Origin of the sequence: Methylotuvimicrobium sp. KM2, from assembly GCF_038051925.1 — a bacterium.
Lineage (GTDB): Bacteria > Pseudomonadota > Gammaproteobacteria > Methylococcales > Methylomonadaceae > Methylotuvimicrobium.
In genome coordinates this window covers 3,949,678-3,972,514 of the sequence record NZ_CP150634.1, presented here as the reverse complement: position 1 = coordinate 3,972,514, position 22,837 = coordinate 3,949,678, and the positions used below count along the sequence as shown (strand labels likewise).

General features: G+C 50.0%; 15 protein-coding genes. 6 read left to right on the top strand and 9 right to left on the bottom strand.

What is annotated here, in order from left to right:
* Positions 1-532 precede the first annotated feature (532 nt).
* Positions 533-1,588, bottom strand: a complete 1,056-nt coding sequence (locus WJM45_RS16640) for a hypothetical protein (protein WP_341326181.1) — start codon at positions 1,586-1,588, stop codon at positions 533-535.
* Positions 1,589-1,699: 111 nt separating this feature from the next.
* Here WJM45_RS16640 and WJM45_RS16635 point away from each other — a divergent pair, with 111 nt between their 5' ends.
* From WJM45_RS16635 to WJM45_RS16620, 4 genes are all read left to right on the top strand, one after another.
* Positions 1,700-2,290, top strand: a complete 591-nt coding sequence (locus WJM45_RS16635; protein ID WP_341326180.1) for a hypothetical protein — start codon at positions 1,700-1,702, stop codon at positions 2,288-2,290.
* A gap of 527 nt (positions 2,291-2,817) precedes the next feature.
* Positions 2,818-3,222, top strand: a complete 405-nt coding sequence (locus tag WJM45_RS16630) for a hypothetical protein (protein WP_341326179.1) — start codon at positions 2,818-2,820, stop codon at positions 3,220-3,222.
* Between the two features lie 241 nt (positions 3,223-3,463).
* Positions 3,464-4,831, top strand: coding sequence for a phosphomannomutase CpsG (gene cpsG / locus WJM45_RS16625; protein ID WP_341326178.1), 1,368 nt, complete (start codon positions 3,464-3,466; stop codon positions 4,829-4,831).
* 12 nt (positions 4,832-4,843) lie between these two features.
* Positions 4,844-5,434: a Uma2 family endonuclease gene (locus tag WJM45_RS16620; RefSeq protein ID WP_341326177.1), complete on the top strand. Its 591-nt coding sequence runs from the start codon at positions 4,844-4,846 to the stop codon at positions 5,432-5,434.
* A gap of 687 nt (positions 5,435-6,121) precedes the next feature.
* Here the strand turns inward: WJM45_RS16620 and WJM45_RS16615 are convergent.
* The 4 genes from WJM45_RS16615 to WJM45_RS16600 form a co-directional block, all read right to left on the bottom strand.
* The gene (locus WJM45_RS16615) at positions 6,122-7,795 is read right to left on the bottom strand and encodes a formate--tetrahydrofolate ligase (protein WP_341326176.1); all 1,674 of its coding nucleotides are present in this window, start codon (positions 7,793-7,795) and stop codon (positions 6,122-6,124) included.
* A 31-nt stretch (positions 7,796-7,826) separates the two neighbouring features.
* A complete protein-coding gene (gene glyA, locus WJM45_RS16610; RefSeq protein ID WP_341326175.1) occupies positions 7,827-9,080 on the bottom strand; it encodes a serine hydroxymethyltransferase in 1,254 nt (417 codons plus the stop codon).
* A gap of 359 nt (positions 9,081-9,439) precedes the next feature.
* Entirely contained in the window at positions 9,440-10,807 is a 1,368-nt protein-coding gene (locus WJM45_RS16605) for a glycerate kinase (protein ID WP_341326174.1), read from the bottom strand.
* 24 nt (positions 10,808-10,831) lie between these two features.
* A complete protein-coding gene (locus WJM45_RS16600; protein ID WP_341326173.1) occupies positions 10,832-11,689 on the bottom strand; it encodes an NADP-dependent methylenetetrahydromethanopterin/methylenetetrahydrofolate dehydrogenase in 858 nt (285 codons plus the stop codon).
* A gap of 418 nt (positions 11,690-12,107) precedes the next feature.
* On the opposite strand from WJM45_RS16600, the gene WJM45_RS16595 reads away from it, so the two are divergent.
* Entirely contained in the window at positions 12,108-13,091 is a 984-nt protein-coding gene (locus tag WJM45_RS16595; protein ID WP_341326172.1) for a malate dehydrogenase, read from the top strand.
* Positions 13,092-13,508: 417 nt separating this feature from the next.
* Here the strand turns inward: WJM45_RS16595 and WJM45_RS16590 are convergent, their stop codons facing one another.
* Complete coding sequence (locus WJM45_RS16590) at positions 13,509-14,480, bottom strand: D-glycerate dehydrogenase (RefSeq protein WP_341326171.1); 972 nt, start codon at positions 14,478-14,480, stop codon at positions 13,509-13,511.
* Between the two features lie 568 nt (positions 14,481-15,048).
* A complete protein-coding gene (locus WJM45_RS16585) occupies positions 15,049-16,065 on the bottom strand; it encodes a cytosolic protein (protein ID WP_341326170.1) in 1,017 nt (338 codons plus the stop codon).
* Positions 16,066-16,259: 194 nt separating this feature from the next.
* Between WJM45_RS16585 and WJM45_RS16580 the strand changes: the two genes are divergently transcribed.
* Positions 16,260-17,558, top strand: a complete 1,299-nt coding sequence (locus tag WJM45_RS16580) for a transposase (RefSeq protein ID WP_341325160.1) — start codon at positions 16,260-16,262, stop codon at positions 17,556-17,558.
* Between the two features lie 267 nt (positions 17,559-17,825).
* Here WJM45_RS16580 and WJM45_RS16575 read toward each other — a convergent pair whose 3' ends face one another.
* On the bottom strand, positions 17,826-18,257 hold the full coding sequence (locus WJM45_RS16575) for a type IV pilin protein (protein ID WP_341326169.1): 432 nt from the start codon (positions 18,255-18,257) through the stop codon (positions 17,826-17,828).
* Positions 18,258-18,348: 91 nt separating this feature from the next.
* A complete protein-coding gene (locus WJM45_RS16570; protein WP_341326168.1) occupies positions 18,349-22,758 on the bottom strand; it encodes a PilC/PilY family type IV pilus protein in 4,410 nt (1,469 codons plus the stop codon).
* Positions 22,759-22,837: the final 79 nt, after the last annotated feature.

Here is a 22,837-nt window from a genome sequence, read left to right as displayed (position 1 = left end):
GTAATGCGCTGAAACGGTAAGCTCTATTTTGGTGCATTCGCACAAAGATGAGGCGGGTTGATGGCTTTCGGATTAGCGCGATATCATAGTGCTTTTGATATCCCCGTTTATTTTCGATCATTTCGGCATGCGACAAATCGTCATACAACTGCTGTATCAACAGCAATGCAATTTCCGCGCCCGAATTGGCATTAATTGATTTCGGTGTGATATTTCATACTTACGCCAGTCTAAATCCAGCTTTAGCCAATAATGGCTACGGTGCTACTGGTCGATCATGTATGCTTGTCGTTCGATTTAAGCCGCAGAGGTTTTCGAATTATCCTGAATTCGGCAGTATAACCATGAAGCACATGAAGTTCATGAAGGATTCCAAGAACTTACCAAATCCTTCTCGCTAACCTTTTTGGTGAGTGAAAGTTCTATACAAACGCGTAATAAGCTATTGAATTAACTTCCTATTCTTCATGATCTTCATGGTGAAATGCTTTTTCTAGGATTATACCTTTCGCATTTCAACTTTCGGCAGGTTTCAAACTGCTAAGTCGATTTGTTGAACAGTGCCGACATGGCGGGTTTCGCTAAGGTAAATACTTGATGTTAAAACCCGTCCGTCGAGGCGGTTTTGAGCATTTTTAAGCTCGAAGGGGGTTTCGGTATTGCCCAGATAAATCGCGCCGATATTTTTTTCGGCTAAGGTGTGAAGCTTGTCGTTGCCTTTGCTATCCTTGGTCCAAATGCGCAATTGCTCATAAACCGCGTCGTTTTCATCTATCCATTGGTTGCCGTCCAGGTCGTGCGCGGCCAGTTCGGCAAAACCGTTACCGGTTGCCGGCCCGAACAATTCACTGCCATTGTTGATGATGCCGTCGCTATTTCGGTCGAGCGCTAAAAAGCCGCTACCGTGACCGACGAATGAAATTTGTTCGGCGCTGCCGTTCGATGACAGGTCGAAACTGAATTTCATGTCGGTCAACTTTGCGGCTTCCGCTTCGAAATTGATCACCAAAGGATCTTTCATAACGGCGTCGCCCATGCGAAGATTGACCGAATTATCTTCGTAATATTCGCGGCTCATGACCAGGTTAAGATCGAAAGCGATTTCTTTGCCGTCTGTCGTTTTGATGAGTCCCTTGGCCGAAAATGTGCTGTGCTCGGCTTCGTAATAAGTTTCTCGGCGCTCATATTCCAAGCCGAATCCGGCTGGACGATCGGCACTAGGTGCGTCGGCAGGGGCTGCGGCCCCAGGCTCAAACGATCGCTTTGCTTCGAAGGCTTCCAAGCGGTTAAGCCGGATCTCCTTGCCGGTCAATGCCTCTATCATACGTTTAATGATTTGATAGCGCGGTTCGTGTTCGAGCGCTTTTTCCGGATCGATTTCGGCTTGTTGAGTTTCGGCGGCGGCTTTACCTTCAGCGCTGAGCGTTACCCGGTCGGCTAAAGTGGGATTGAATGCCGTTTGAGTTTGTGAACTTAGGCTATCCGGACGCCGATTGCCGACCCAAAAGTTCAGGGATTCTTGCACAGAGTGCTGTTTAATTGATGTCTGTTGTGCGTTTAGCTGGATATTGGATTGTTCGATTTTCATCGCTCTATCCTTAAAGATCGGGAATGTTAATTATTTTATCGGCGGGAATTGGCGAAGCTTGAGCATGAGGGTAAGCTATAGTTATATATTTAAGTTAATTCGGAGTGATCGATGAACCCAAAAGTACTTGCTGCCATGATGATTGTGTCCGCTAGCTTGGCGGCATGTACGGCCGAACCGGTCCGAGATACGGTGGATGAGGAAATTGAAGCGTTTACTGTTTATCAAGCCGATCCGATGGATGTGTCCGAAGAGGTTCCTTCGCCGACGCATGTCAAAGGAGGCCGGGAGTTGCGTTTGGTTAGAGTCATGGAAGGCGGTGTCTGCAAAAACGAGCGGGAAGGCGTGGAAGGGCTGTTTTTACTTTATGCCGATACCGACGATGTGGAGCGGATCAAAATAAAGGAAGGCGCGCGTATTTTCGGCGATTTTGAACGTGAAATAGAAGCGATCTCTGCGATGGCCTTGCAAGAAACGGTCAAAGGTATCTATCTTGGTGGCGATTCGATATTTCCCGATAGCCCAACCAGTCAGCAAAACATGCTTAATGAATTCGAATTGCAATTCGTGGATACGATCGAGGGCGCGATCAATGATTTTCAACAAAAAACCACGCTGACGATCGATATTCTGCCTTTTCTTCCGTCATTATATTTCTACAGTGAAGGCTGCGAATTAGGTCATGATGAAACCGGGGAATGAAATCGTCATATATTGTACAGGCCGTCATCAAGCAGTGGGATAACTAGCGTAGCCCGGATTACGCTAAGCTTCATCCGGGAAGCTCGGAGCCATGCCATTCCCGTATTCCGCTACGCTGCATACGGGCTACATGCTTTATATATCTTTCGCACTTCAAATTTCGGCAGTGCCAGAGGAGGCGCCTGGGTGTTCGGCCGATTTTTGCTCCTGCAAAATCGACATTCACGCCATCCATGGCGCTCATAAAGGCTTTGCCAGCATGGAGCTGGCTAGAGCTTACATGGACGTATTCACGGCGTCCTTTAACGGACACCCATGCGCCGAATTTTGATCTACGACGGGTATAGAAACTTGGGAAAGAGTGGATGTGGGTTGGCTGTTTTTAGCTTGATGGGCATGGGGGTGGTGGATTTCCAGCTTATTTTAAATGTAGGGGCTGAATAATTACTTCGTATATTGTACAGATCGTCATCAAGCAGTGGGATAAGAGCCGGTTAAGCGAGACGGATTATCTGGAACGGACCGCGATGCCGGACCGCTATCCTGTCGTTTCACCGAAAGCTATCGATATGGGGCGGCAGCGTTTGTTACTGGACGTTCATGGCGGCGATGAATATAGAAAAATCGATTGTTCGCTCTTTGATGAGTCTTTGATTTGCGACCGCTTATTGTTGAATCCGAATGATGGCAGTGCATTTTATTTGGGTACGCCGAATCAAAATCGCCCGCTGCAGCGGCTCGGAAAACCGACAGACGGCAATTGGCTGCAATGCCGATATAATTGGCGTTATCGCGTGCATCGCGACGGTTGGTTTTACTGGCTTTATGAGGAAGTCATTTTGAATGTAGCCTTGACCGAAGCATTGATAGAAACAATTTTTATCGATAGTCCGCCTTCTTCGGTTTTTGAAGACTTCGCGCTGGGTCGATAACAATGGCGTATGCCGCGCCTGGCGTATTCACTTTAGGATTTCGCGATAAATAGCTTCCTGGAGTTATGAGCTTTGTCGAGGGGGCGGTTACTCGCTTGACAGGACGCCGTAAATACATCCGTGTAAGCTTGACGACGGCTCCCTGCCGCCGACACCTGTCAAGCGCGCAACCGACTCCTTCATAAAGCTGGGAAGTTATTTATGACCAAAACCTTAATATAAATCAGCCAATCAAATCATCATGGAAAAACTCACTTGTTTCAAAGCTTACGACATACGCGGTCAACTGGGTACAGAGCTCAATGAAGACATTGCCTATCGAATCGGTCGCGCCTGCGGCGAATACCTGAAGGCCAAGACGATTGCGGTCGGCGGCGACGTGCGGCTGACTTCCGAATCGCTCAAGGCTGCATTGGCCGAAGGCTTGATGGACGCCGGCGTCGATGTGATCGACATCGGCATGACCGGCACCGAAGAGATCTATTACGCGGCGCAGGCGCTGAAAGTACAAGGAGCGATAGAGGTGACCGCTAGTCACAACCCGATGGATTACAACGGTATGAAGTTGGTGCGCGAGCACGCAAAGCCGATCAGCGGCGATTCCGGCCTGAAGGAAATACAGCATCTGGCCGAGCAAAATGATTTTGGGCCGGTCGTCAAGAAAGGCTCAATGATCCGCCGCTCTATACTGTCGGGCTATGTCGATCATTTGATGACTTATATCGATTTGCAGAATTTGACGCCGATCAAATTGGTCGTCAATGCCGGCAACGGCGCGGCCGGGCATGTGGTCGATGCTTTGGAAGATCGCTTCAAAGCCGCCGGTGCGCCGGTCGAGTTCGTCAAGATTCATCACGAACCGGACGGTCGTTTTCCGAACGGCATTCCGAATCCGCTCTTGCCCGAATGCCGCGCCGATACCGCGAATGCCGTCATCGAATACGGGGCCGATATCGGTATCGCTTGGGATGGCGATTTCGATCGCTGTTTTTTGTTCGATGAAAAGGGGCAGTTCATCGAGGGGTATTACATCGTCGGGCTGTTGGCCGAAGCTTTTCTACAGAAAAACCCCGGCGCGAAGATCATTCACGACCCTCGATTGACTTGGAATACGGTCGATGTCGTGACCGCGGCGGGCGGCATTCCAGTGTTGTCGAAGACCGGCCATGCCTTCATCAAGGAACGCATGCGCCTCGAAGATGCCGTATACGGGGGAGAGATGAGCGCGCATCATTATTTTCGCGATTTCGCTTATTGCGATAGCGGCATGATTCCGTGGCTGTTGGTCGCGGAGTTGTTGTGCGTCAAAAAAATCCGCCCTTCCGAAGCGGTCGCGCAGCGTATCGCAGCGTATCCGTCGTCCGGCGAGATCAACTCGAAACTGACCGATCCGGTCGGCGCGATCGCGCGGGTTAGGGCGGCTTATGAAGGCGATGCGCTTGTCGTCGATAAAACCGATGGGATCAGCCTGGAGTTCGACAATTGGCGTTTTAATCTGCGATTCTCGAACACCGAGCCGGTCGTCCGGCTCAATGTCGAATCGCGTGGGGATATTGCGTTGATGCGGCAAAAAACCGAGGAGATTTTGGAGCTGTTACAGCGTGAATAATGAGGAATGTTTATGAGTATCATTGCAAAGAAGCCGGATTATTCGATCAGTGTCGAGGATTATTTGGACGGCGAGTTGATTGCCGAAACCAAGCATGAATTGATTGATGGCGCCGTCTATGCGATGGTCGGGACGAGCGGAAATCATGATCGTATTGCCGGCAATGTGTATTCAGAGTTTAGGAGTCATTTAAAAAACCTTCCCTGCGAGCCGTTCGGTTCGGATGTGAAGGTCAGAGTCGGTTCGAATTTTTTTTATCCCGATGTGATCGTCGAATGTCATTTCGACGAGTCGCAGCCCTACTATACCGAAACGCCTATCATCATTGTCGAAGTGTTGTCGAAGACGACGCGCCGCAACGACAAGACCGTCAAACTGGCCAATTACTTGAAGCTACCGACTCTGCAAGAATATGTGATGATCGAGCAAGATTATGTCGAGGTCGAAGTGCTGAGACGGTCCGAAGAATGGGTTTCGAAACATTATTATCTGGGAGACGATGTGACTTTCGAGGCGATCGATTTGACGCTGCCGGTCGAAGTCATTTATCAGCGCGTGCATAACGAGGACATGCTGGCGTTCTTGGCTGCTAAAGCGGAGTAGGCGGCTCTCCCGAGGCCCCGTATTACTCTCTTTCCCATGCTCCGGAGACCATGAAAGTATTGGCGAATACATCAAAAAATAAGTTATTCACCATGAAGAACATGAAGGGAATGAAGAAAAAGTCTATAGAATCAAAGATCTAGTCATTTATGTTACTTCATGTTCTTCATGGTTATTTGATAATATTAAATACTTTCACAGTCTTTCCGGCTTGGGAAACACACCCCGGAAGCTCCAGCTTCCTGAGACCGAAACAACCGTCGCACATTCTCAATCACCCCGGCTTTCTAGCTCAATCTTTCTTGATTATCGGGAAGCTAGAGCTTCCTGAACAGGTTACCCAAGCTGGAGCTTGGGTAACAGCATATTTTTCTGGTTCCCACGGTCCTCCGTGGGAACCCATACCTTAGTTGCCGAGACAAGATCGGTATGCATTCCCACGCATGAGCGGTGGGAACGAGGAAAACCCATGCGCATCACGCTCTTTCCCAAGCAGGAGCTTGGGTAACAGCATATTTTTCTGGGTTAACCTCTTGGGTGAGTGCAAGTTCTATACAAACGTATAAGAAGTTATTGAATTAACTCCTTATTCTTCATGGTGTAATGCTTTTTCTAGGGTTAAAGCTTGCTTGAGAATGTGTACGCAGGCGTATGAGGGGGGGTGCGTCATGCGCCTGACCATTCAAATTAAAACAACCCGGTAATCACGCCGTCGTCGGTGATGTCGATGCGTTCGGCGGCCGGGATTTTCGGCAAACCCGGCATGGTCATCATGTCGCCGGCGATCGCGACGATGAAGCCCGCGCCGTTGGCAAGTTTGACTTCGCTAATTTCGATCGTGTGTCCGGAAGGCGCGCCTCTCTCGTTCGGATTGGTCGAAAACGACATTTGCGTCTTGGCCATGCAGACCGGGAACTTGCCGTAATTTTGCTGTAACGCATTGATTTCGGATTTGACTTTCGGCGACGCGCTGATGCCGATCGCACCATACAATTTGGTCGCTATCGTTTCGATCTTGTCCCACAGTGGAAGCTCTTCGTCATAGACGTAAGTGAATCCCGGCTCGCGGTTGTCGACGACGGCGAGCACTTCTTGCGCCAATTCTTCCGCGCCGGCGCCGCCTTGCGCCCAATGTTTCGAGACGACGCATTTCGCGCCGAGCGCCTCGCATTTATCCTTGAGCAACGCGATTTCGGCGTCGGTGTCGAAGGTGAAATGATTGATGCAGATTACGCAAGGCAAGCCGTAATGACGTTGGATATTGTCGAGATGGCGCTCCAGGTTGGTGAAACCTTTTTGCAGAGCGTCGATGTTTTCTTGGTTCAACTCCTCTTTCGCGACCCCGCCGTGGAATTTCAACGCGCGTACCGTTGCGACCAATACGACTGCCGACGGTTTCAGACCGGACATGCGGCATTTGATGTCGAGAAACTTCTCGGCGCCTAGGTCGGCACCGAAACCGGCTTCGGTGACGACATAATCGGCCAGTTTCAATGCGGTTTTCGTCGCGGTGACGGTGTTGCAACCGTGGGCGATATTTGCGAACGGGCCGCCGTGAATGATCGCGATATTGTTTTCTAGCGTCTGAACCAGATTCGGCTTGATGGCTTCTTTCAATAATGCGGCCATTGCCCCTTGCGCATTGAGATCGCTCGCATAAACCGGCGTGACTCGGTCGGACTTGTAACCGATGACGATTCGGCCGAGGCGTTCTTTCAGGTCGATACGGCTTGTCGCCAAGCACAAAATCGCCATGATTTCGGATGCGACGACGATGTCGTATCCGTCTTCGCGCAGATAGCCGTTCGCGGGACCGCCCATGCCGACAGTGATCTTGCGCAACGCTCGGTCGTTCATGTCGACGACGCGTTTCCATTGAATTCGGCGCGAATCGATGTCGAGCGCGTTACCGTGATTGATATGGTTGTCGATCAATGCCGACAGCAAGTTATGCGCGACGCCGATCGCATGAAAGTCGCCGGTGAAATGTAGATTAATGTCTTCCATCGGCACGACTTGCGAGTAGCCGCCGCCGGCCGCGCCGCCTTTGACGCCGAAACAAGGACCGAGCGACGGTTCGCGCAGACACATGATCGCCGAATTACCGAGCCGGTTGATCGCATCGCCCAAGCCTACCGTGGTGGTGGTCTTTCCTTCGCCGGCCGGAGTCGGACTGATCGCGGTGACAAGAATCAATTTGCCGTCTTCGCGGTCGGTCAAGTTATTGACGTATTCGAGCGATAATTTGGCCTTATAGTGACCGTATGGATCTAAATGCTCGGCCGGAATGCCGAATTTTTCTCCGGCCAGGTCGATAATCGGCCGCATTTGGGCTTGTTGGGCGATTGCTATGTCTGACATGAATGTTTTCCTGTTTTTAATGTGTCCTCTATTAGCCATAAACCGGAAAGCGCGAGCATAAGATGGCGACTTTGTCGCGTACCGCCGAAATAACCGATTCGTTATCGATGTTTTCCATCACGTCGCACATCAAATGCGCGATTTCGGTCATTTGCGCTTCTTTGAAGCCGCGCGTGGTCGGGGCCGGTGTGCCGACACGGATGCCGCTGGTCACGAACGGCGACTCGGGGTCGTTCGGTACGGCGTTTTTATTGACCGTGATATGCGCACGTCCCAGCGCCGCATCGGCGGCCTTGCCGGTAATGCCTTTCGGGATCAATGAAACCAGCATCAAATGATTGTCGGTTCCGCCGGAAACGACATCGAAACCGCGATCGATGAAGACTTCGGCCATCGCCTTGGCATTGTTGATGACTTGCTGCTGATAGGTCTTGAATTCGGTTTCCATCGCTTCCTTGAATGCGACCGCTTTTGCGGCGATGATATGCATAGCAGGGCCGCCTTGGATGCCGGGAAAGATACTGGAGTCGAATTTTTTTTCGATTTCCGGATTGCTTTTACACAGAATCAATCCGCCGCGCGGTCCGCGTAGCGATTTGTGCGTCGTGCTGGTGACGACGTCAGCGATTGGCACCGGATTCGGGTATAAACCGGCCGCGACTAATCCGGCGACATGGGCCATATCGACAAGTAAGTAGGCGCCGACTTTATCGGCGATTTCGCGGAAGCGTTGCCAGTCCCAGATGCGCGAATAGGCCGAGAAGCCGGCGACGAGGATTTTGGGTTTGTGTTCGATCGCTAAGGCTTCGACTTGGTCGTAATCGATCAGGCCCGTATCCGGGTGTAGTCCGTATTGCACCGCATTGTAGATTTTGCCGGAGAAATTCGGTTTGGCGCCGTGCGTTAAATGGCCGCCGTCGGCTAGGCTTAGGCCCAGTATCGTATCGCCCGGCTGTATCAATGCCATGAATACCGCCATATTGGCCTGTGATCCGGAATGGGCTTGTACATTCGCATAATCGGCGCCGAATAGTTCTTTGGCGCGATCGATTGCGAGTTGCTCGACCTTATCGACATATTCGCAACCGCCGTAATAGCGTTTGCCGGGATAGCCTTCCGCGTATTTATTGGTCAGTAGCGTGCCTTGGGCTTCCATGACGCGCGGACTGGTGTAGTTTTCCGAGGCGATCAGTTCTATATGGTCTTCCTGACGGCGGCGCTCTTCTTCCAGTGCCTGAAACAACTCATTATCGTAACCTGCAATCGTTTGCGATTTAGTAAACATCAATATCTCCTAAAAAATTATTTTATTTTGCATTTCAACAACGGTTTTTATCGGCGATCCCGAGAGGAGAAGGTCAAAATGCCGTCAGTGATTTTCGGTGAGTATAGAGTAACGATCATGAAGAAGCTATCACCACCCCGGCAAATGAAAGTGCTAGGGGTGGGTTAGGGTACGGTCACTCGCCCGACAGAACGCCGTGAATACGTCCATGTAGGCTCGACGGCGGCTCCCTGCCGCCGACGTCTGTCGATCGAGCAACCGCACCCTCTTCGGCACCGGCATTTTTTCTACCGAGCTTCGACTATCGAAAAATTAGATAAAGAGTCTAATTTCACGAGCTTTCACAGTACTAATTGAAGCTAAGGCCGGAGCAACAATACTTGTAAATCGGCAACATTGGTGCCGGTCGCGCCGGTCATCAGTAAATCGTTTGAGGCCTGAAGCGCGTGGTATGAGTCATTATCTTGCAGTCTTGCGCTCGGGTCGATTCCGGCAGCGCGCATACGCGAGAGCGATTGTGGATCAATCAGCGAGCCGGCCGCATCGGTCGGGCCGTCGCGGCCGTCGGTGCCGCCGCTCAAAAATGCCCAATTACCGGGCAATTCTAATCGTTCGGCTGCCAAGGCAAAGGCCAGCCCCATTTCTTGATTGCGACCGCCAAGGCCTTGTCCTGTTAACGTTACCGTGGTTTCGCCGCCTGCCAGAAGCGCGATGGGTTTGTCTAAGCCGCTATCGAGTAGGGATTTCGCGTAAAAAGCCAACTTGAAGGCTTCGTCTTTCGCTTCGCCGCTAAGATGTTCCGAATAGACTCGAACATCGTAATCCAGTTGCGATGCAGCCTTGACTAAGGCTTTCAAGCTGATCGTATTGCTGCCAATCAGCGTGTGTCCGGCGTTATTGAAAAGCTCGTCGCCGGTTTTAGGCGTTTCCGGGATATTGCCGGCGGTGCCTTGTTGTAAAACGTATTTGACCGAATCCGGAATCTTTTCCCAAATACCCTTCTCGCGCAAAATAGCGACAGCGTCGTCGAAGCATGTGTCGTCCGGAACGGTCGGCCCGCTTGCGATAGCGCTTAGGTCGTCGCCCAGTACGTCGGAAAGAATCAATGCGTGCAGGTCGGCCGGAGCCGCGAAGCGCGCCAGTCCCCCTCCTTTAATCATGGAAATATGCTTACGCACACAGTTGACTTGGTTGATTGTCGCGCCGCAAGCTAGCAGTAATGCAGTCGTTTGCGCTTTTTCTTCGAGCGTTATCGGAGGTTGCGGATAGGGTAGGAGGGCAGATCCGCCACCGCTAATTAATACTAGCGCCAACTCGCCCAATTGAGCGTTGGTGATTCTGTCGGCGATTTGCCGGGCGCCTTGCCGCCCTGCTTCGTCGGGAATTGGGTGACCGGCGCCGATGACTTTAAAGCCGGGAATCTGGGCGGCATTCTCGTAATTGGTAACGATGATGCAGTCGCCGGCCAATAGCGACTCCGGAATAATGTCTCGAGCGGCTTTTGCCATGTTGCATGCGGCTTTGCCGAACGCGATCACATGAATCTTCGGCCAATGTCCCGTGCGTTTCGGCGCATTGTCGTGCGGCGACAGGGCGATTTCAAGTCGAAGCCCATCCGAGGATAGGCTGCGTCGAACCGCAAGGTACGGATCGGCGGCATCGATGCCGGCTTGGAATAGTCTTGCGGCCTGTTTTCTGAGCGCTTTTTGAGTGGCGGGTCGGCTCATGTGTTTCAACGGTGCAAGGGGCGTTTAAGCCATTTCCTTGGCGAATGCGAAAATTTGTTCGGCATCCAGCACTAGCGTATTAGTTTCGAACAGTTTGGCGATGCAGGCACGGTGTAAAGCGAGTTTGAATGCGCCGAAACCGATGGCTCCCCAGACGACTTTACCGTGACGTTCGTTGCCTTTATCCATCATATCGATGCCGCCGATACCGATCGGGGGGGTGGCATTAGCATCGGCCAATAATTCGAGTCGATCATTATTTTGCCAATGTTCGGCTTTGAGCAATTCGACGCCTGCCGCGCCTGCCGCAAATACGATTTGAGCGTTTTCAATTGCTCTGCCGCGCGCGTCTTGATCGACGGCTTCGATAGGCGTCAGTTCGACACCGAAACGTTCACGCATTGTTTGGCAGGCGTGTTCCGCGCGTATCATTTCCCTAGAAGTTAACGAGACTTTGCAGCCTTCTTGAGCCAGCATGACTGCAACGCGTTGACCGACCGGGCCGGTACCTGCCAAAACAACCGCTTTTTTGCCGCTTAGGTTACTGTTTGATGCCAGTTTCGCCACGCCGGCGGCGGCGGTAGTATTGCTGCCGTTGCTATCGAGCATGATCGAGACTTGAAAGCCGGGAAAAAAATGTTTTTGTACGGCCGCAAATAATTGTTGGCCGGCCAGCATGTCGCTGCCGCCGACAAAAATGGCGGTATTTTTTTTGTCTTTAGGGGCTCTCGTGAAAATCGTGCCTTCGACCAAGGGTGCGATAGTGTCGGGTGTTAACCCGCCATGCCCGATGACATGGTCGGCGCCGCCGTCATAAGCGACAATCGTATCGAAAGCTGAAGGGCGCGGATCGGTGTCGAATTGGAATAACAGTTTTTTCATGGGTCACGTAAGATCGATAATGGCGATAACGATTAGCGTATACAAAACAGCAGTAACTATTCAGTCCCCCATCAATTATCGTTCCCATGCTCTGCGTGGGAATGCCTGAGTACCGCTCCAGCGGTACGAGACGCTAGAGCGTCTCAGTATTCGTTCCAGCGCTGGAGAGTGGGAACGATAGAGGGGTGTGAATAATTACAAACGGCAGAGTATACCTTATTTACGAATACGCTGCCTCTCCATTGCTCCGGGGCGATTTCTACAGGCTTGCAGGGGGGGCGGTTATTCGTTAACATTCAGTTTGACGTTGCCAGTAGGGCCGGCATAATTGCATCATGTGAGTGCTATTTTCGCTGTGTTTCAAAGGCTTGCCATTTGAACTCCGCATCCAGACAATAATAAATAATTAGGAAAACAAATGAAAACGCCAGTTAAAATTGCCGTTACAGGTGCCGCCGGACAGATTAGTTATTCCTTATTGTTTCGCTTGGCTAGCGGAGAACTATTAGGCCCCGATCAGCCAATGATTTTTCATTTGTTGGAAACGCCTCAGGCATTAGCATTAGGCGCATTGAATGGCGTGGTAATGGAGCTTAACGATTGCGCCTATCCGTTGCTGCATAAAATTGTCACGACCGATGATCCCGAAGTCGCTTTCAAAGATGTCGATTACGCATTTCTGATCGGTGCGAGTCCGCGTAAGCCTGGGATGGAGCGCAAGGACTTGTTGGCAATCAATGCCCAGATATTTTCCGTGCAGGGTCAAGCCCTTAGCAAGGTTGCCAGCCGTAATGTTAAAGTGCTGGTAACGGGTAATCCTGCCAATACCAATGCGTTGATAACAATCAGTAATGCACCGGATTTAAGGCCGGAGAATTTTTCGGCGATGATGATGCTCGATCATAAGCGCGCGACTTTTCAACTTGCCGATAAATGCGGTGTACTGTCTAACGACATCAAAAATATTATCATTTGGGGTAATCATTCGGCAGGGCAGTATCCGGATCTTCATCATGCCAAAGTCAAAGGGCAGGATGCTTTATCGCTGGTAGACTGGGATTGGTTTGTCGACAAATTTATTCCAACCGTGCAACAACGTGGAGCGGTGGTCATTCAAGCTGTTGGACGATCCAGCGCGGCTTCCGCGGCCAATGCCGCGTTAAATTTGATGCGCACCTGGGTGTTTGGGACCGACGAAGGTAATTGGATCAGCATGGCAATTCCGTCTGACGGCAGTTACGGAATTGAAAAAGGTTTGGTTTATTCATTTCCGGTTGAGGTTAAAAACGGAGAAATCAGTATCGTCCAAGGTTTGGAAATTAGTGATTTCAGCCGGGAAAAAATGCGCAAGTCCGAAGCCGAGTTGAAAGAAGAGCGCGAAGCGGTTAAGCATTTGCTCTAATGCGGTGGCTTTTTGGTTCCCACGGTCCTCCGCTCATCGTTATACATAAATTGTAGGATATGCTGCGCGTACCTAAGCATCGAAACCCTACCTAGGATCAAACCATAAGGGCTTGGGTTGATATTGGCAGGATCACCATGGTAGGCACAGTGTACCCTACGAAGCTCCAGCGATTGCGTGATTTTGCCATCGCGCTGGATGGTCAACAGATTATCTCCAAGAGATGTATATAACGGCAAGCGGTCCTCCGTGGGAATCCATACCTTGGCTGCTGAGGCAAGACCGGTATGCATTCCCACGCTGGAGCGGTGGGAACGAGGACGCCGAGATAATCGGGGCAAACCGAAACGTTGGGGGCAGATTGAGTAAGCGGTCCCGCGAGGGGCTGAATATCGGCAGTCTTTAGCCGCAGCCGGGTTAAGCCACTCTGTCTTCAGGTTCCCGTCCTTCGAAAAACGCGGCCAAATTAGCCAACACTTTTTCTCCCATCGCGGTGCGTGTACTAAGTGTTGCGCTACCTAGGTGCGGCAACAGCGTGGCGTTTTCAAGCGTCAAAAATGCGGGGTCGATATTCGGCTCGCCTTCATAGACATCCAGACCGGCGCCGGCGATTCTCTTATCTCGTAATGCCTCGATTAAAGCCTTGCTATCGACCACATCGCCGCGCGCGGTGTTGATCAAATGAGCGCTCGGTTTCATCAAGCGAATCATCTTGTCGTCGATCAGGTGTCGGGTGCCGGGCCCGCCGGGGCAATGCAGAGAGATATAATCGGCGTTTCTCATGACGTCCTCGACCGAGTCGCAACGGGTCGCTTGGAGTTCTTCGATCACGGATGGGTCCGGTGTACTCGGATTGAAAAAAACGATTTTCATGCCGAAACCATGATGGGCTTTGCGTGCTGTTGCGATCGCGATGCGACCGAAGCCGATCAAACCTAGCGTTGCGCCGGTCACGTCGCTGCTCAGCATGTGCGTCGGGCACCAACCGTGCCATTTGCCGGCCCGGACGAGGCGGTCGCCCTCCGCTCCGCGACGTGCGGACATCAGCAATAAAGTCATTGCGATATCGGCGGTGCTCTGTGTCAACACGCCCGGTGTATTCGTGACGACGAGACCGTTCGCTTTAGCGGCTGCGATATCGATATGGTTGTAACCGACTCCGAAATTGCCGAGAATTTTGCAGCGTTTGTTAGGCGTATTTAATACCTCGGCGGGCAGTGGGTCGCAAACCGAAGGGCAGACGGCGTCGTAGTTTTGCAAGGCCGATTTCAATTCGTCGGGTGACAAGGGGTGATCGTCTTCGTTGAGCGAGGCGTCGTACAATTCTTTGAGTTTGGTTTCGACCGAGGCGGGCCATTTACGGGTAATTAAAACTTTGGGTTTGTTCATCGGTTTGTTTTATCAAGGTTGCAGACAATATTGAATTGCGATAATTCTAAATTCGGCGCCGAATTTTGATCTATATTCGATCAAATCCTAAGGATTTCGTGATAAATAAGGTCCTGGAACTGTGAGCCTTGTTGAGGGTTCGGTCACTCGCTTGGCAGGACGCCGTGAATACGTCCGTGTAGGCTTGACGGCGGCGACTGATTGCCATGGATGGCATGAATGCAGATTTTGCAGGAGCAAAAATCTGCCCTGCCGCCGACACCTGCCAATCGAGCAACCGAACCCTCCTTAAAATCATAAGTATCTACACAAGTTTTTATATAATAAATACAATTAGTTATAATCCGCTCTAGCACCCTCTCCTGTTGGAGAGGGTTGCGGCGGTGAGAGTAAAAACAACCACTTATATCCCCCTCATCCCAACCTTCTCCACTCAAGGGAAAAGGAGCAAGTACTTGTGTAGATACCTATGCCTTAAAATAGGGAAGTTATTTACGGCCAAACCCTAAGTTGCTAGATTCAATTGCGCAATCGAAAATTTATCACCAAGCGTTACGAAATCCAGCTATCAATGCGTCAAATTATCGGAATCGAACACCGCTTCTATCGTAGGCGCATCGATAATATTATCCAGCCATTGCTCTAATTCACTTTGGCTTGCCTGTGCAATTCGATCATCTGCCCAAGCGGGTAAAGTTTTGAACCGGCGGGAAATTTGGCGCCGTAGCGTATTTTGCTCCGCTTCCAATCTTCCTTTTTCCAAGCCTTTTTCTAAGCCTTTTTCTAAGCCTTTTTCCAAGCCTTTTTCTAAGCCTTTTTCTAAGCCTTTTTCTAAGCCAATACGTTCCACGCTTGATATATATTGCATTTTGCCATGCTCCTCGAGTTCATGAATATTTTGCCACAATTGCCATTCCAGCTCTTTCGGCAATCTCATCATCCAGTCGATCACCTGAAATAGATCAATGACACGCTGCTTGTCCCAACCCCGCTCATAAAGCAAGCGTATCAGACGCCATTTGGCCTGAAAGCGAAAACGATCATCGCCTCGCGTTTGCTGAGTCAAAATATGGGCCGCCGTCACGATCGCAAATGGATTATGCAGAGTCAATAATGTTTCCAAGCGGTCATGGTAATCGGTAATCTTGGCAACCGGAAACCGAATCGAAGTCTCGCTGCCCAGTACGCTATAGCCGAAACGATCGGGCTTCCAACCGGGATGCTCGTCCGCCAACACCGCCAAACTTGCCACGGGACGATCATAACGGTCGAAAATCCGGTAATTATAGGTAAACATGCGCTTGGCAAAACGGGCTTGTTTTGACCCCTGCACTTCGACATGAATATAAACCCATTGCTCATCGCCATCGAGCAACGTTACTTGGACCAATTTATCGACGAAGCGTTTCCCCAATGTCGCATCCCGAACGACCGCGCGTAATTCTTGATCTAAAAACGTATAGGCCTGATTCCAATCAATCAGATTCGCGGCATCCGCAAAATAAAACGCCATGAATTCGGGAAAGTACCGCTCGACGGCTTCTTTCCAAGGACTATCGTATTCGTCCGGAGCGGATTCGGTCATAACGCTAAAATTCAAGTGATTCTTGGAATGGTTATTTTACGCCTATTTGGGTAAAAAACATCAAGGGAACCCCGCAAAACGATGGGTTTAGGCTCATAAGCGCCAACTTAAGACGCAAGGCCTTGATTCACAGTTGAAAAATCAAGATGTGGCCACAACATAGAGTATTTTTACCGACGAAAGTGAAAATCCCTATGATGCAGCCACAGTTAACAGATACGCTTTTTGATGACTTTTTGCAAGAGCTACCAACGGATTTTCAGGAGCGGGCCTATGAATTACAGGCGTTTGCACGAGCGCGGAAAATCCGATCACCGCTGCAGTTATTGCAGTTAGTCCTGTTGTATTGCGGACAGGACTTGTCGTTGCGCAGCTGCGCCGGCGAAGTCGCCAAGCTTCAAGGCTATTTGAGCGATACGGCGGTGATCAAGCGATTGGCGGCCTGCGTGTCGTGGATTAAATCGTTACTGAAGAGTGTGTTCGGGTTGGATAAAGCGGTCAATCACGGTGCGCTGAATTTCATTGTGATTGACGGTTCGACTGTGCAAGAGCCGGGAGCGAACGAAACGACGTATCGCCTCCATGTGGCGATCGACTTGATGAGCTTGACACTTCGCGAGGTCAACGTCACGACCGATAAAGTCGGCGAAAGCTTGGATCATTACCAGTTGGCTGCAGGTGATGTCGCGTTAGTTGATCGAGGCTACAACCAACCGAAGTCTTTAGTCCCGCTCATTGATCGCGGCGGCCACGTCGTGCTGCGCTATAATCCGCACAGCATGACGCTTTACGAACGGTGCAACGAACCGAAAGGTGTCAAAATCGACTGGGAACAGCGCATACGCGATTTGAATGGTCAGCCGGGTGCGATACCGGTTTATCTGTGTCATCAAGACAAACGTATCGAAGGCGTGGTGCATGCCATGCCGTTACCGCCGGAACAGGCGGCGCAAGCACGCCGCAAAGCGAAACAAAACGCGCGCAAGAAAGGCCGCACGGCAAGCCAAAAGACCTTGATGCTGAGCGGCTGGGTATTGGTTTTTACCTCGATTCCCGAATCGCTGCTCGACACGAAATCAATCGCTGAGCTCTACCGGGTTCGCTGGCAAGTGGAGCTGGTCATAAAACGCCTGAAAAGCTTGCTTGATATTGACCGGCTACGCGCCCGAAAAGACAGCAAGCTGGCGGATTTATATTTGCACGGTAAGTTACTGTTTGCCGCAGTGACCCAAAAAATCGCGCAACGCCGTTTCGGCCAAGCGGCCACCACGATGGCCGGCGATCGTTCGATTACCCATTGGCATTTATGGCGCACGATCGCCAATGAGATCAAGGCAGGACTCACGAATTGTTTTTCAAAAAATGAGCGCTTTATTGATGACCAAATAAAAAGCCTCTGCGAACGTCCGCGCAAGAGAAAGCTTCAGAGTTTGCCGGGTCGCGTTTTGGAGCTCATTACTGAAAGTCGAGTTTTAGATGTTAGCACTTATTAATCAATAACTTAGATGCTTAAGTTGGCGCTTATGGGGTTTAGGCTTCCGTCTCTACCCTACGCAAGAGCGGCCATGCGGGATGAACTGCGGGGTAGGGTGGGTAGCAGCGAAGCGGAAACCCATCATGGGAACTGTTTTTTGCTTCGCGAAGCTAGAGCTTCGCGTACGGGTTTCCCAAGCTGGAGCTTGGGAAACAGCGGGTACAGATGCTTAGGAAACAGCGGAACGACGAGCGGAAGACCGTGGAAACCGCAAAAAACGCCACTGTTACCAGCATTCCGTCACCGTGCCGGTTCCCGTCTTGCCTCGTGCGCCCGTATGCGTAAGCGATAAGGTTCCGCAACGAGGATCGGAATGGGTTCCGGCCGGTGCTGCTTGCAGTGTAAAAGTATCTGCCGTGGCAGCGCTAATGGTTATATTATAAAAATTCGCGGTCTGAGCCGGAATACTGTAAATCCTGGGGGCACCGGTGTTTGCCGGGGTTGCATCGGTGCCCGCAGCACCTACATAGCTATTCGTCTCGGTAAAATGCCGCTCCATCGCATTCGCCAATCCCATCAATACGCCTTTGGCATCTGCGCGGCGCGATTTTCTAATGCTATCTTGATAGGAAGGATAAGCGATGCCGGCCAAAATTCCGATCACGGCAACCGTGATCATTAATTCGATCAGCGTAAAGCCTTTTGTGGATTTCTTCATAGCTTTTTTCTCAGAATTTAGATTCGATTGATGCCGAAAGCAGCTCAGGCCGGTTAAGGCAAAAGCCACCGTAACTCGGGCTGTAGCGAGTTTAACGCAATTGACGCCAGGATTGCCTTCCCGCACCGCCTTCTACCGATTCGACGGTCATTTCCAAATTACTGTCCGAACCACTGGTGTATTTATACTCGACTTCGCCGGCACCTACCACGCCGGGCGATTTGATAATGCCGACTTTCGATTTTTTACCCGAGGCAGATAATGCCTCATCATCTCCATCGATTAGTCCATCGTCATTGGTATCGACCAAAGTCACCATGTCGTCTAAGTTAATATTATCGTCGCCGCTGATATCGAACGGCGTCGAATCGAGGCGGTTTCCTGTCAGTGCATCCAGCTCCATCAACCAGCTAGTGCCGCCAAAAGTACATTTTCCCACTTCAGGAATCATCGTAACGAAAATAATACGACCGGCCCGCAATAAGGCTTGACTAACGACACGTTCTCCTACTTGACTGTCTAACGGAAAGGCCAAATCCATATACCACCCTTCTTTAGTGCTTAGATAGTCCGTTAGATCAGTGACATTTTTCGTGGTCACTCGAACATCGAAATTACCGAAAACGCCTTCGACGATGATTTCTTGCTGCTGCAAATCAGCACGTCCCGAAACCGGATTATTGTTGCAATTACCGGTAGCTCCCGCCGCTTTGACACATGAGTCCCTTACTCCATAAAACGTTTGCATTTGAGGATTGACTACTGAATTGTCACCCACTTCAAAATATTTTCCGGTGCCGAAATAGATCATCACGCCGCCGTTTGGATGCAACCCGGCTTGAGGTTTAGCGGTTATCGATTGCACAGTGCCGCCGGCATCTTTCGTAACTAAAAGCGGAGACGGCATACTTCCCGACTTAAAACCGAAGTCCCAATTATTCGGATTACTGTTACTGACATCAAATTTCCATAGATTGCCATGCAAATCGCCGGCATAAATCGCATCGACTATACGGTCCCCATTTACATCGATCGCGATAGGCGTCGAGAGGCCGTTTGGGTTGCCGGCGTTGCCGACAACAGTATCGAGCGACTTAATCAAAGCTCCGGTTTTGATATTGACGATATACAAAACTGCTTTATGGTTCGTGCTGTTATAGCCGTTGCCGAAAACAGCAGCAAACTCGCCGTTGGCCATTCTGACAATCGAGGCTTGGCCTAAGGTAAAACCGAGATCGGAAAAACCGGTCGTGGTGGAGTTGATTTCCCATAGAACTCGATTCCCCGTAAAATCGGGCTCGTCGTTTTCATTGACTTCGGCGGTCTCGTAAGTGCTGTCGGATGGACTCAAGAAAGTCGTATCCAAAGCAAAAACCCCTTTGCCGCCCGCACCCAAGGTACCGACCAGCACAGTACGCCATTCCTTGGAGCCATTATTGTCGGCATCGAAATAAGCATCGCCGGCGATCGGGGAACCGTCAACAAAATACCTATGCCCGTTTGGTGCCGTGTAAGCCGGCAAAGTCAATTGCGCCAAATCGGGTATCAGCGTATGCGGAACGTAAGCGAACACTTCGTTTCCATTACCTGTGCCTGTTACATTGGCGTTAAAAACATGTAACATACCGCCATTACTGCCGATCGCTAACAATGGCGTTCTATTTTTGTAGGCCTCACTATTCCGATAATTCGAATAATCACTGCCCTCCGTTCCGGGGAGCAAATAGTAACCGAAATTGATATTGCCAATAAACCAAGGATCCGAATTGATCAAATCTCCTAGCAACGCATTGGGGCCGGTTCGATTACGAAAAACACCGTCGTTTTGCTGCTCTTGACTTTGTAAGCCCTTCAAATAATTGACTTGCGCTTCGTTTAAATGGGCTTGTTGCGCGGCGCTCAGATTGTCATATAAAAATGAGATACCTGGAGGCGTTATATCTGGGTTGTAACTAAATATCGAGCGTCCGCCAGCGCCCTGTGTTGTCACTCGTTGACCGGCATCCCAAGTTGGATTTTCGGCTATGCTGCCGTTAGGGTTAATCGTGTAGGCCAAAAGTTGGCCGGTCCAATCAACACTGTTAAATTTAGCCTGATAGACGACGGTATTGGTATCTAGACGAGTCGAGTTCGTTGCAACGGCTGCCGAAGAACTGCTGGCAGCGATCACGTCGGCCAGCGCATTTCCCAATGACTCGGCCAGTTCGCTCGGATTGGTAGCAAAAAAATAGCGATCGGGAATACCATCGCCGTCCTTGTCCCATTCGTCTTGCAAATCGGGCAAGCCATTACCGTTCGCGTCGTTGAAACCGCCCCATTTTGCGGTATACCAAAGTGGTAACTCTAAATTTGACGTGGTTGCCGTACCAATGTTGTAAGTCACGCTGGTTGCATTATTAGTCGAAACACATGAGCTACATCCCAACACTCCCGTAGGGTCGGTGTAATTATAGTTATTATGTCCTGAATGAGCGTGATAACCGTCTTGTGTCGTACCATTGATAATGTAACCAAACCCCATTGCCGCACCAGTTGATGCGGCGAAAACATTTGTCGTTACAGTAGCTTGAGTAGCTGTAACTGAGTAATTCAAGATACCTTGAACATCCATGTCATAGTCGCCGCCTTGCTCTCCCGTTTCCCAGTTGATGTATACCCGCCCTGTCGTGACACCACCGGCAGTGGAAGGTTGATCAATAATCTTGAAGTCGACAATAGAACAGCTATTGTTTTCACGCGTATTTTGGCACGCTGGTAAGATAGTGATTTTTTGTTCTGTATTACCGGGTACCGGCACTAAAATTCTAGGCAATCCAGAGGCCAAAGTGACACCGTATGTGTTCACTTTTTGCTCACCTTCTAAATCATTACGAATACTGTTATTTTTCGCGTAATGGGCAAGCCCTGCAATTTGATAAGACCCTTCCTGACGTGGCGCATCAGGGCATGTTCCTCTTACAGAACTTAGCTGATTGACGGCTTTAGATGTACATAAATCATTATTGTCAGTTCCATTTCTACCGACAAAAAAATTATTACCGCTAACCCCTTCATTATCGCCAATTGTATTGGTAATGGTATTCAAATTGGTGATTCCGATATCGCTGGCGCCTGCTAATTCATCCGCATCATAAGAATTAGTGCTCGCATTGAATTGTATAATATTAAGCTTGGAGCACCATTCATCGCTTGGAATTGGATCGGACCATGTCGCAGTCACCAGTCCTGAAAAACGGCCTGAGTCATTGGCATTAAATGCGGGGGAAGCTGATTTTCCTGCAAGATAGCGCAATGATTCCAAATAAATTTCCGATTGTGGATTGCCCCAATTGCTGCAACTGCCATTAGTCAAATTGGCTACTGTAAAATTACAGCCGTCACCACCTGAGCCATCAAAGTAAGTACCATCATTATGGCTATAGCCATAGATTCGGAATCGATTTAGTGTGTTAATTATGCCGCCCGAAGCAGGCGCCGACTTGAAAGTACCATCGGTATCGACGTTAATTTCATCAGCCATGCTACCGACATTTTTACGTAAAACACCACCAGAAACGTTACTCGAATAAGAGCCTGTCAGTAAACCAAATCGTATTTTGTCTTCATCACCATAGGATTGCAGTAAACCGATCGGTTTTAAAGAACCGTTGTAATCCTTACAGCTTTCAGTGCCAACCAGCCCCGATTTACATACTTCAACCCGAGCAATAAAGTCTTGCCCCCCTAAACGGTGAGTATCGCGACGGGGAGCATTATTGGCGGCATTCATTCCGGTTGTAGCCAGGGCATTATTATTCGGCGCATCTTTATCTTCTCGCCAGCGACACTGCCAACGCTCGGCCGCCGCCCATAATGAAAAGTCGCCTCTTGCCACCAAAATTCTGGGCGGATCGGTGACATTCTGGGAATATTGTGTCGAAGTAATAGTGGTACTACAGAGCGTAATTCCTTCAGCAGGTGAATGCGGAGTTAATTGATTTAGGTCGGCGCCATTATAAAATTTAGCGATACTATGCGCATCGTTAGGCAAATAAGAACGCTCCAAAATGGTACTGCTGTTGGTGTCTGTGGATCGGTATCCTCCGTATAGGATTTTCCGGATCGTATCGATACGCGTCATCGCGGTCCAATTCAAAAAATTTCCGCTCCAATTTCCGGAACAATATTTCGTGGCCGTGATGGAAGCCGGCACAAACACACCGCCGGAATAGTTATAACACTTGTAACTATCGAAATATCCATAGTAATCGAAGCTGTGCTTGTAGGTAGTCTCCGGTATTCCGTCGTGATCTAAATCGGAATAGTCGTCGTATGCTTTGATATATAGTTGATGATCATTGGAAATGTTTAGCATTACGATCGGTTTGGCCGATTGTGTCAAAAACAACGGATTTTGAGAAATGTTTAAGGCGGCTTGAATGGGAGTTGAAACCAAAAATCCGAGCAATAGGCCTAGTGCGAAACTTAACGTTTTTCTAATGTTTTGACTTGTTGTATACATAATGTCTTCCCAGCCTTAATGAAATTCGGCAAACATAAAAATAGTTTCGTAGAGTACGCATCGCGTACCAATTCGTAGA

What these genes read in the sequence shown, in the direction of transcription:
- WJM45_RS16630 (WP_341326179.1), top strand. Translation starts at nt 2,818, where the DNA reads ATGCCGGACCGCTATCCTGTCGTTTCACCGAAAGCTATCGATATGGGG.
- WJM45_RS16620 (WP_341326177.1), top strand. Translation starts at nt 4,844, where the DNA reads ATGAGTATCATTGCAAAGAAGCCGGATTATTCGATCAGTGTCGAGGAT.
- WJM45_RS16580 (WP_341325160.1), top strand. Translation starts at nt 16,260, where the DNA reads ATGATGCAGCCACAGTTAACAGATACGCTTTTTGATGACTTTTTGCAA.
- WJM45_RS16585 (WP_341326170.1), bottom strand. Translation starts at nt 16,065, where the DNA reads ATGACCGAATCCGCTCCGGACGAATACGATAGTCCTTGGAAAGAAGCC.
- WJM45_RS16635 (WP_341326180.1), top strand. Translation starts at nt 1,700, where the DNA reads ATGAACCCAAAAGTACTTGCTGCCATGATGATTGTGTCCGCTAGCTTG.
- cpsG (WP_341326178.1), top strand. Translation starts at nt 3,464, where the DNA reads ATGGAAAAACTCACTTGTTTCAAAGCTTACGACATACGCGGTCAACTG.
- WJM45_RS16595 (WP_341326172.1), top strand. Translation starts at nt 12,108, where the DNA reads ATGAAAACGCCAGTTAAAATTGCCGTTACAGGTGCCGCCGGACAGATT.
- WJM45_RS16615 (WP_341326176.1), bottom strand. Translation starts at nt 7,795, where the DNA reads ATGTCAGACATAGCAATCGCCCAACAAGCCCAAATGCGGCCGATTATC.
- WJM45_RS16590 (WP_341326171.1), bottom strand. Translation starts at nt 14,480, where the DNA reads ATGAACAAACCCAAAGTTTTAATTACCCGTAAATGGCCCGCCTCGGTC.
- WJM45_RS16575 (WP_341326169.1), bottom strand. Translation starts at nt 18,257, where the DNA reads ATGAAGAAATCCACAAAAGGCTTTACGCTGATCGAATTAATGATCACG.
- WJM45_RS16640 (WP_341326181.1), bottom strand. Translation starts at nt 1,588, where the DNA reads ATGAAAATCGAACAATCCAATATCCAGCTAAACGCACAACAGACATCA.
- WJM45_RS16605 (WP_341326174.1), bottom strand. Translation starts at nt 10,807, where the DNA reads ATGAGCCGACCCGCCACTCAAAAAGCGCTCAGAAAACAGGCCGCAAGA.
- glyA (WP_341326175.1), bottom strand. Translation starts at nt 9,080, where the DNA reads ATGTTTACTAAATCGCAAACGATTGCAGGTTACGATAATGAGTTGTTT.
- WJM45_RS16600 (WP_341326173.1), bottom strand. Translation starts at nt 11,689, where the DNA reads ATGAAAAAACTGTTATTCCAATTCGACACCGATCCGCGCCCTTCAGCT.
- WJM45_RS16570 (WP_341326168.1), bottom strand. Translation starts at nt 22,758, where the DNA reads ATGTATACAACAAGTCAAAACATTAGAAAAACGTTAAGTTTCGCACTA.